Source organism: Alkalilacustris brevis (assembly GCF_003350345.1).
Taxonomy (GTDB): Bacteria; Pseudomonadota; Alphaproteobacteria; order Rhodobacterales; family Rhodobacteraceae; genus Alkalilacustris; species Alkalilacustris brevis.
This window is the reverse complement of sequence record NZ_QNVJ01000008.1, coordinates 37,278-46,308: the sequence shown is the minus strand read 5'-3', so window position 1 is coordinate 46,308 and position 9,031 is coordinate 37,278. Positions and strand designations below refer to the sequence as shown.

Here is a 9,031-nt window from a genome sequence, read left to right as displayed (position 1 = left end):
TGCCGCGCGCTGCCTGCGCGATGCGGCCGAGGCGCGGCTGGTGCCGCTGTGCGAGGGGTTCGCCCACCGCCTGGGGCGGCAATACGGGCGGATCAGCCTGCGGGATGTGCGCTCGCGCTGGGGGTCGTGCAGTTCGGCGGGGAACCTGATGTTTTCCTGGCGGTTGGTGATGGCACCTCCCGAGGTGTTGGCCTATGTGGCAGCGCATGAGGTCGCGCATCTGGCCGAGATGAATCATTCGCCGGCCTTCTGGGCGCAGGTCACGCGGCTGATGCCCGGCTGGCGCGACCAGCGCGCCTGGCTGCGCGAGAATGGCGGCGAATTGCAAAGCTATCGGTTCGAGGGGTGAGAAAGTGAGCGTGAGCGAGCCCAGGATGCTCTTGTCCCCGCGCGCGCCGGATGCCGGCGTCGCCGCGCATGAGCGGCTCTATCGCGGCCTGCGCGGCCAGATCATGCACGGAGAGCTTGCCCCCGGCCAGGCGCTCACGCTGCGCGGGCTGGCGCGGGCGCATGAGGTCAGCATGACCCCGGTGCGCGAGGCGGTGCGGCGGCTGGCGGCCGAGGGGGCGCTTGTGCTGTCCAACTCAGGCCGGATATCGACGCCCGAACTAAGCAACGAGCGTATCGAGGAACTGGCATCGATTCGCGCGCTGCTGGAGCCCGAGCTTGCCAGCCGCGCCCTGCCGCGGGCACATCTGGCGCTGATCGACCGGTTGCAGACGATCAACAGCCTCAACGCCGAGGCCGTGACCAAGCGCGACGCGGTGGGCTATATCCGCACCAACCTGGAGTTTCACCGCACGCTTTACCTGCGCGCGCAGGCGCCGGCGATTCTCGCGATGGTCGAGACCGTCTGGCTGCAACTCGGGCCGACCATGCGCGCGCTTTACGGGCGGCTGCGGCGCGAGGCGGCGCCGCCCCACCACCGCCAGATCATCGCGGCGCTGCGCGCGGGCGACGAGCCGGCGCTGCGGCTGGCCTTGCGCACCGATGTCACGCAGGGGCTCAAGCACCTGCTGGCCTGAGAATGTGATGGCGCGTGCCACATGACAAAAGACCCCGGCGTTTCCGCCGGGGCCGTTCCTCAATCCGTGGCGCGCTGCCCGCCTCAGGCGTGGATTGCCCCGTCGCCGCAGGCAAGGGCCGCCTCGCGCACCGCTTCGGAATAGGTCGGGTGGGCGTGGCAGGTGCGCGCGATGTCCTCGGCGGCTGCGCCGAACTCCATCGCCACGCAGATCTCGTGGATCAGGTCGCCCGCATATGGCCCGATGATATGCGCGCCCAGGATGCGGTCGGTTTCCTTGTCGGCGAGGAACTTGACGAAGCCGTCACCGGCGAAATTGGCCTTCGCCCGCCCATTGGCCATGAAGCTGACCTTGCCCACCTTGTAGGCGCGCCCGGCCTCTTTCAGGGTTTCCTCGGTCTCGCCGACGCTGGCGACCTCGGGCCAGGTGTAGATCACGCCGGGGATCACGCCGTAATTCACATGGCCCGCCTGGCCGGCGATGACCTCGGCCACGGCGTGGCCCTCATCCATTGCCTTGTGGGCCAGCATCGGGCCTTCGATGGCGTCGCCGATGGCGTAGATGCCCTTGACGCCGGTGGCGTAATGCGCGTCGGTCTCGATCTGGCCGCGCTTGGTCAGCTTGACCCCCAGCGGCTCCAGCCCCAGCCCGTCGGTATAGGGGACGCGCCCGGTGGCCAGCAGCACCGTGTCGGCTTCAAGCGTGTGTTCGCTGTCGTCCTTGCGCAGGGTATAGTTGACCTTGGCCTTGGTCTTGAGCACCTCGACCCCCTGCACCGCGGCGCCGAGGATGAACTTCATGCCCTGCTTCGTCAGCAGCTTCTGGAACGCCTTGGCGACCTCGCCATCGTTGCCGGGGATGATCCGGTCGAGGTATTCGACCACCGTGACCTCGGAGCCCAGCCGCGCGTAGACCGAGCCCATTTCCAGCCCGATCACACCCGCGCCGATCACCACCAGCTTTTTCGGGATCTTGCCCAGCTCCAGCGCGCCGGTGGAGGTAACAACGGTTTTCTCATCGACCTTCACGCCCTTGAGGCTGGCGCTTTGCGAGCCGGTGGCGACCACGATGTGCTTTGCGCCATAGGTCTTGTCGCCGACCTTGACCTTGCCCGCCTCGGGGATCGAGGCCCAGCCCTTGATCCACTCGATCTTGTTCTTCTTGAACAGGAATTCGATGCCCTTGGTGTTCTGGCCGATCACGTCGTCCTTGTAGGCCAGCATCTTTTTCCAGTCGGGCTTGGGCTTGCCGCCCATGAGGCCCATCTTTTCGAAATTATGCTCGGCCTCGTGCAGCTGATGCGTGGCGTGCAACAGCGCCTTGGAGGGGATGCAGCCCACATTGAGGCAGGTGCCGCCGAGGCTTTCGCGCCCCTCGACACAGGCCACCTTGAGGCCCAGTTGCGCCGCGCGGATGGCGCAGACATAGCCGCCGGGGCCGGCGCCGATCACGATCAGGTCAAAATCAGCCATGAAGTGTATCCTTCCTTTTCGGCCGGTTATCGGGTGCCGCCCGCGCCGGGCACGGGCCTTTGCACCAGGTATCGCACGGGCCGGGGGCAAGGCCAACCGGCATCATGTGAAAAGCGCGGCAAGCAGGATCGCCAGTGTGGCCAGGAGCCCCACCGCCCAGATGACAGACCGCCACGGCACCCAGCCGAAGGCATAGGCGGGCACGTAAAGCACCCGCGCGCCCAGATAGGCCCAGGCGCAGGCGGCGGTGAAGGGGGTGGTGATCTTGAAGAAGCTCAGCACGACCACGGCGATGGCGAACAGGAGCAGCGCCTCGAAATGGTTGTTCATGGCGCGCTGAAGCCGGCCGGCCATCCCGGTCAGGCGCACAGGCTCGTCGCGGGGCCCAAGCGCGGTGTCGGCGCCGACCTGACGGTTGGCCGCGACCGAGAAGGCGCCCATCTGCAGCGCCTGAAGCAGCGCGGCAAGGCCGAGGACAGTGAGTTCGGTGGTCATGGTGATGAACCTCGCCGGGGCAGAGCGTGGAATGCGGAGGCATGTTCAGCCTGTCTTGCCCGGCGGCACGCCGGGCAGCGCCCGCCCCGCCCCCACAGGGCGGGCGCTTTGCGCCCACCCTCGGGACGGGCGCTGCCCTCTGGTATTTCAGGCGTCATCTGCGCTTCGCATCACAAATCCATCAGCAACCTGCGCGGGTCTTCCAGCGCCTCCTTGACGCGCACCAGGAACGTCACCGCGCCCTTGCCGTCAACGATGCGGTGGTCATAGCTCAGCGCCAGATACATCATCGGCCGCGCCACGATCTGCCCGCCCACGACCATCGGACGCTCCTGGATCTTGTGCATCCCCAGGATGCCCGATTGCGGCGGGTTCAGGATCGGCGAGGACATCAGCGAGCCATAGACCCCGCCGTTCGAGATGGTGAAGCTGCCGCCCTGCATCTCGGCCATGGAAAGCTTGCCGTCGCGGGCGCGCAGGCCCATCTCGGCGATCTGCTTCTCGATGGCGGCGAAGCCCAGCTCATGCGCGTTGCGCACCACCGGCACCACCAGCCCCGAGGGCGTGCCCACCGCGACGCCCATGTTGACATAGTTCTTGTAGACGACCTCGGTGCCGTCGATCTCGGCGTTGACCTCGGGCACCTCGAAAAGCGCGTGGCAGCAGGCCTTCACGAAGAACGACATGAAGCCCAGCTTCACGCCGTGCTTCTTCTCGAAGAGGTCCTTGTATTCCTTGCGCAGGTCCATCACGGCGCCCATGTCCACCTCGTTATAGGTGGTCAGCATGGCGGCGTTGTTCTGCGCCTCTTTCAGGCGGCGCGCGATGGTCTGGCGCAGGCGGGTCATCTTGACGCGTTCCTCGCGCGCGGCGTCCTCGGCCGGGACGGGGGCGCGCGGGGTCTGGGCGGGGGCGCTGGCCTGCGGCGCAGGGGAGCTGGTGGCGGCGATGGCTTTTTGCACATCTTCCTTCATGATGCGTCCGTCGCGCCCGCTGCCCTGCACCTGATCGGGCGAGAGGCCCTTTTCCGCCATCAGTTTCTTGGCGGAGGGCGCGTCTTCCACATCCTTGCCGGCTGATCTCGCAGTCTCGGCCGGGGCGCTGGCGGCTTCGGCCTTGGCGGGTTTCGCCGCACCCTCGCCGGTGGTCATCAGCGCCAGCTTGCCGCCGGCTTCGACGGTGCTGCCCTCGGCAGCGAGGATCTCGCCCAGCGTGCCCGAGGCGGGCGCGGGCACCTCCACGCTGACCTTGTCGGTCTCCAGCTCGCACAGCATCTCGTCGGCCTCGACCGCGTCGCCGGGCTTCTTGAACCAGGTCGAAACGGTGGCCTCGGTCACGCTTTCGCCCAGGGTGGGCACCATCACCTCGATGGTGTCGCCGCCTTTTGCGGGGGCTTCCTTGGCGGCTTTCCCGGCGGCGGCCTCTGCGGGCTTGCCCTTGCGCGGCTCGGGCTGTTCCGACCCGGCGCTGCCGGCCTCGGCGATCACCGCAAGCAGCGCATCGACGCCCACGGTCGCGCCTTCCTCGGCGACGATCTCGCCCAGCACGCCCGCGGTAGGTGCGGGCACCTCGACCGTGACCTTGTCGGTTTCCAGCTCGCAGAGCATTTCATCGGCGGCCACCGAATCGCCGGGTTTCTTGAACCAGGTCGCGACGGTGGCTTCGGTGACGCTTTCACCCAGGGTGGGGACGCGGACTTCGGTGGACATGACTTCTTACCCTTCGATGCTGAGCGCTTCGTTCACGAGCGCTGCCTGCTGTGCCTTGTGCTGACTTGCGAGGCCCGTGGCCGGCGAGGCCGAGGCCGGGCGGCCGACATAGCGCGGACGCTCGTGCGCCGCGCCGATCCGTTTGAGCGCCCATTCCAGATTCGGCTCGATGAAGGTCCAGGCGCCCTGGTTCTTGGGCTCTTCCTGGCACCAGATGACCTCGGCGTGCTTGAAGCGTTCCAGCTCCTTCGTGATGCTCATCGCGGGGAAGGGATAGAACTGTTCGAGCCGCAGCAGATAGACATCGTCGATCCCGCGCGCGTCGCGCTCTTCCAGCAGGTCGAAATAGACCTTGCCCGAAGAGATCACCACGCGCCTGATCTTGTCATCCGCCTTGAGCTTCGTGCTGCTGTTGCCCTTCTCGGCATCGTCCCAAAGCACGCGGTGGAAGCTGGAGCCATCGGTGAAATCCTCGGCCTTCGAGACGCACAGCTTGTGGCGCAGCAGCGATTTCGGGGTCATCAGTACCAGCGGCTTGCGGAAGTTGCGGTGCATCTGCCGGCGCAGGATGTGGAAGTAGTTGGCCGGCGTGGTGCAGTTGGCCACGATCCAGTTGTCCTGCGCGCACATCTGCAAAAACCGCTCCAGCCGGGCCGAGGAATGCTCTGGCCCCTGGCCTTCGAACCCGTGCGGCAGCAGCATCACGAGGCCCGACATGCGCAGCCACTTCGATTCGCCCGAGCTGATGAACTGGTCGAACATGATCTGCGCGCCATTGGCAAAATCGCCGAACTGCGCCTCCCACATCACCAGGGCGTTGGGCTCGGCGAGGCTGTAGCCGTATTCGAACCCGAGCACCGCGTATTCGCTGAGCATCGAGTCGATCACCTCATAGCGCGACTGCCCCTCGCGGATATGGTTCACGGGGAAGTAACGCTCTTCGCTGGTCTGGTCGACGAGGGCCGAATGCCGCTGGCTGAAAGTGCCGCGCGTGCTGTCCTGCCCCGAAAGGCGCACCGGGTAGCCCTCGACCAAGAGCGAGCCGAAGGCCAGCGCCTCGGCGGTGGCCCAGTCGAAGCCGGCACCCGTTTCGAACATCTTGGCCTTGGCCTCGAGCTGACGCGACACGGTGCGGTGGATGTCGAACCCTTCGGGAACACTGGTCAGCGCCTTGCCGATCTCGGCCAGGGTTTCGGGGGTGATCCAGGTGCGGCCGCGCTCATACTCCGCACTTTCGCGTTCGATGTGCTTCCAGCGGCCATCCAGCCAGTCGGCCTTGTTGGGCTTGTAGGTCTTGCCCGCCTCGAACTCCTCGTTCAGATGCGCCTGGAAGGCGGCCTTCATGTCCTCGATCTCGCCCTCGGGGATCAGCCCGTCCTCGACCAGCCGGTCCGTATAGAGCTGCAGCGTCGTCTTGTGCCGCTTGATTCGGTTATACATCTGCGGGTTGGTGAACATCGGCTCGTCGCCTTCGTTATGGCCGAAGCGACGGTAGCAGAACATGTCGATCACCACGTCCTTGCCGAACTGCTGGCGGAACTCGGTGGCGACCTTGGCGGCGTGCACCACGGCCTCAGGGTCGTCGCCGTTGACGTGAAAGATCGGCGCCTCGACCATCAGCGCGATATCGGTCGGGTAGGGCGACGAGCGTGAGAAATGCGGCGCCGTGGTGAAGCCGATCTGATTGTTCACCACGATATGAATCGTGCCGCCGGTGCGGTGGCCTTTCAGCCCGGACAGGCCGAAACCCTCGGCCACCACGCCCTGACCGGCGAAGGCGGCATCGCCATGCAGCAGGATCGGCAGCACCGCGCGGCGCTCGGAGTCGTGCAGCTGGTCCTGCTTGGCGCGCACCTTGCCCAGAACGACCGGGTTCACCGCCTCCAGGTGGCTGGGGTTGGCGGTGAGCGACAGGTGGACGCTGTTGCCGTCGAATTCGCGGTCGCTGGACGCACCCAGGTGGTATTTCACATCGCCCGAGCCATCCACGTCCTCGGGCTTGAAGCTGCCGCCCTGGAATTCGTTGAAGATCGCGCGATAGGGCTTGGCCATCACATTGGCCAGCACGCTCAGCCGGCCGCGATGCGGCATCCCGATGGCGATTTCCTTCACACCCAGCGCACCGCCGCGCTTGATGATCTGTTCCATCGCGGGGATCAGCGCCTCGCCCCCGTCCAGGCCAAAGCGTTTGGTGCCCATGTATTTGACATGCAAAAACTTTTCGAAGCCTTCAGCCTCGACCAGCTTGTTGAGAATGGCGCGGCGGCCCATCTTGGTAAAGCTGATTTCCTTGCCGTAGCCCTCGATCCGCTCCTTCAGCCAGGCCGATTGTTCCGGGTCCGAGATGTGCATGAATTGCAGCGCGAAGGTGCCGCAATAGGTCCGCTTTAGCACATCGATGATCTGCCGCAGCGAGGCGACCTCCATGCCCAGCACCTTGTCGATGAAGATCGGGCGGTCCATGTCGGCGTCGGTGAAACCATAGGACTTCGGATCAAGCTCGGGGTGCGGGGTCGGGTTGCGCATTCCCAGCGGGTCGAGCTCGGCCACCAGATGCCCGCGGATACGGTAGGCGCGGATGATCATCAGCGCGCGGATGGAATCGAGCACCGCCCGCTGAACCTGGCTGTCGGTGATTTCGACACCGTGCGCCTGCGCCTTGTCGCGGATCTTTTCGCCGGCGGCCTTGGCCTCTTTGGCCGGGACGGCGGGCCATTGCCCGTCCAGCGCGGCTGTCAGATCGTCATTCGGGGCAGGGGGCCAGTCTGCGCGTGCCCAGCTTGGCCCCTGGGCGCTGCTTTTCGGGTCGGCGTCATCGTCGAGCGCGCGGAAAAAAGACGCCCAGCCCTCATCGACCGAATTCGGGTTTTCGGCGAAGCGGGCGTAAAGCTGGTCGATATACTCCGCGTTGTGCCCCTGCAAAAAGGACGAGGCGTGAAACTGGTCGTTCGAGGATTGCGAAGTCATGACAGAACTCCAGAAGCAGGGAATGCGATTGCGTCCCTCGCAAATGACGGGCGGACATTGCCCGAAACGGAAAAACCTTGGCGCCGGCCGCAACCAGCTTGCCCGGCGCCGGGCAAGGGCGTCAACACAAGCACATGGTCGGCCCTGCGGCCGCTGCCAGCGCCGGGGCGTGCAAAATCGCCGGCTTGGGGTGCGGGCCTGCCGGCGCGATGGCGGTCGGTCGGGCACGGCGGGATGGTGGAGACGGGCAGGGCTGGCATCGCTGCGGATCGGGGGCGCTGCGCCTCACCCCCGGACAGGGGGCGCGGCGTCAGGAGGGGCTGAGAAAACGTTGCCCGGCCCGCAACGACGGACCGAACTGTATGAGGGCGGCGGGGCCGTGGCCCCGAAGCGTGCATCCTCCCCGCCGGGCAGATCGCTTGCCGCGTCTCTGCCTGGTGCTGCGGGTCTGGATGCGCCTCGGGGCCCATGGCGTGTTTACCCGATGGCCTTGAGCACGGCCTCGCCCAGTGTCGCGGGGCTGTCGGCCACCACGATACCGGCGGATTTCATAGCCTCGATCTTGTCGTCGGCGCCGCCCTTGCCACCGGCGACGATCGCGCCCGCGTGGCCCATGCGGCGGCCCGGAGGTGCGGTGCGCCCGGCGATGAAGCCTGCAGTGGGCTTGGAACGCCCGCGCTTGGCCTCGTCTTTCAGGAACTGCGCGGCTTCTTCCTCGGCGCTGCCGCCGATCTCGCCGATCATGATGATGCTTGTCGTCTCGTCATCGGCCAGCAGCCATTCCAGCACGTCGATATGCTCGGTCCCCTTGATCGGGTCGCCGCCGATACCCACGCAGGTGGACTGGCCCAGCCCCACATCGGTGGTCTGCTTGACGGCCTCATAGGTCAGCGTGCCCGAGCGGCTGACTACACCGACCGAGCCACGCTTGTGGATATGGCCGGGCATGATGCCGATCTTGCAGGCGTCAGGGGTAATGACACCGGGGCAGTTCGGGCCGATCAGGATCGACTTGCTGTCCACCAGCGCGCGCTTGACCTTCATCATGTCGAGCACCGGAATGCCCTCGGTGATGCAGACGATCAGCTCCATCTCGGCGTCGATCGCTTCCAGGATCGAGTCGGCGGCAAAGGGCGGCGGCACATAGATCACGCTGGCATTGGCCTCGGTCTTCGCCTTGGCCTCGTGCACCGAGTTGAAGACCGGCAGGTCGAGATGCACCTGCCCGCCCTTGCCCGGCGTCACGCCGCCGACCATCTGCGTGCCATAGGCAATCGCCTGCTCGGAATGGAAGGTGCCCTGAGAGCCGGTGAAGCCCTGGCAGATGACCTTGGTGTTCTTGTCTACGAGGATTGCCATGTCG

General features: G+C 66.1%; 7 protein-coding genes. 2 read left to right on the top strand and 5 right to left on the bottom strand.

Annotated elements, in window-relative coordinates:
- Both DQ229_RS00865 and DQ229_RS00860 read left to right on the top strand, forming a co-directional pair.
- Positions 1–349 (top strand): M48 family metallopeptidase (locus DQ229_RS00865; RefSeq protein ID WP_155326406.1); only part of this gene is annotated, 349 nt, incomplete at its 5' end.
- A 25-nt stretch (positions 350–374) separates the two neighbouring features.
- Positions 375–1,025 carry a GntR family transcriptional regulator gene (locus DQ229_RS00860; protein WP_114964389.1) on the top strand — a complete coding sequence of 217 codons (651 nt, stop codon included), beginning with the start codon at positions 375–377 and terminating at the stop codon, positions 1,023–1,025.
- Positions 1,026–1,108: 83 nt separating this feature from the next.
- On the opposite strand, the gene lpdA is transcribed toward DQ229_RS00860, so the two are convergent.
- From lpdA to sucD, 5 genes are all read right to left on the bottom strand, one after another.
- Positions 1,109–2,497, bottom strand: a complete 1,389-nt coding sequence (gene lpdA / locus DQ229_RS00855) for a dihydrolipoyl dehydrogenase (RefSeq protein ID WP_114964385.1) — start codon at positions 2,495–2,497, stop codon at positions 1,109–1,111.
- A gap of 102 nt (positions 2,498–2,599) precedes the next feature.
- The gene (locus DQ229_RS00850; RefSeq protein WP_114964384.1) at positions 2,600–2,992 is read right to left on the bottom strand and encodes an MAPEG family protein; all 393 of its coding nucleotides are present in this window, start codon (positions 2,990–2,992) and stop codon (positions 2,600–2,602) included.
- A gap of 170 nt (positions 2,993–3,162) precedes the next feature.
- A complete protein-coding gene (gene odhB / locus DQ229_RS00845; protein ID WP_114964383.1) occupies positions 3,163–4,701 on the bottom strand; it encodes a 2-oxoglutarate dehydrogenase complex dihydrolipoyllysine-residue succinyltransferase in 1,539 nt (512 codons plus the stop codon).
- 6 nt (positions 4,702–4,707) lie between these two features.
- Positions 4,708–7,668 carry a 2-oxoglutarate dehydrogenase E1 component gene (locus tag DQ229_RS00840; protein ID WP_114964382.1) on the bottom strand — a complete coding sequence of 987 codons (2,961 nt, stop codon included), beginning with the start codon at positions 7,666–7,668 and terminating at the stop codon, positions 4,708–4,710.
- Positions 7,669–8,145: 477 nt separating this feature from the next.
- Complete coding sequence (sucD, locus tag DQ229_RS00835; protein WP_114964381.1) at positions 8,146–9,027, bottom strand: succinate--CoA ligase subunit alpha; 882 nt, start codon at positions 9,025–9,027, stop codon at positions 8,146–8,148.
- Between the last annotated feature and the right edge of the window lie 4 nt (positions 9,028–9,031).

What these genes read in the sequence shown, in the direction of transcription:
- DQ229_RS00860 (WP_114964389.1), top strand. Translation starts at nt 375, where the DNA reads ATGCTCTTGTCCCCGCGCGCGCCGGATGCCGGCGTCGCCGCGCATGAG.
- lpdA (WP_114964385.1), bottom strand. Translation starts at nt 2,497, where the DNA reads ATGGCTGATTTTGACCTGATCGTGATCGGCGCCGGCCCCGGCGGCTAT.
- DQ229_RS00850 (WP_114964384.1), bottom strand. Translation starts at nt 2,992, where the DNA reads ATGACCACCGAACTCACTGTCCTCGGCCTTGCCGCGCTGCTTCAGGCG.
- odhB (WP_114964383.1), bottom strand. Translation starts at nt 4,701, where the DNA reads ATGTCCACCGAAGTCCGCGTCCCCACCCTGGGTGAAAGCGTCACCGAA.
- DQ229_RS00840 (WP_114964382.1), bottom strand. Translation starts at nt 7,668, where the DNA reads ATGACTTCGCAATCCTCGAACGACCAGTTTCACGCCTCGTCCTTTTTG.
- sucD (WP_114964381.1), bottom strand. Translation starts at nt 9,027, where the DNA reads ATGGCAATCCTCGTAGACAAGAACACCAAGGTCATCTGCCAGGGCTTC.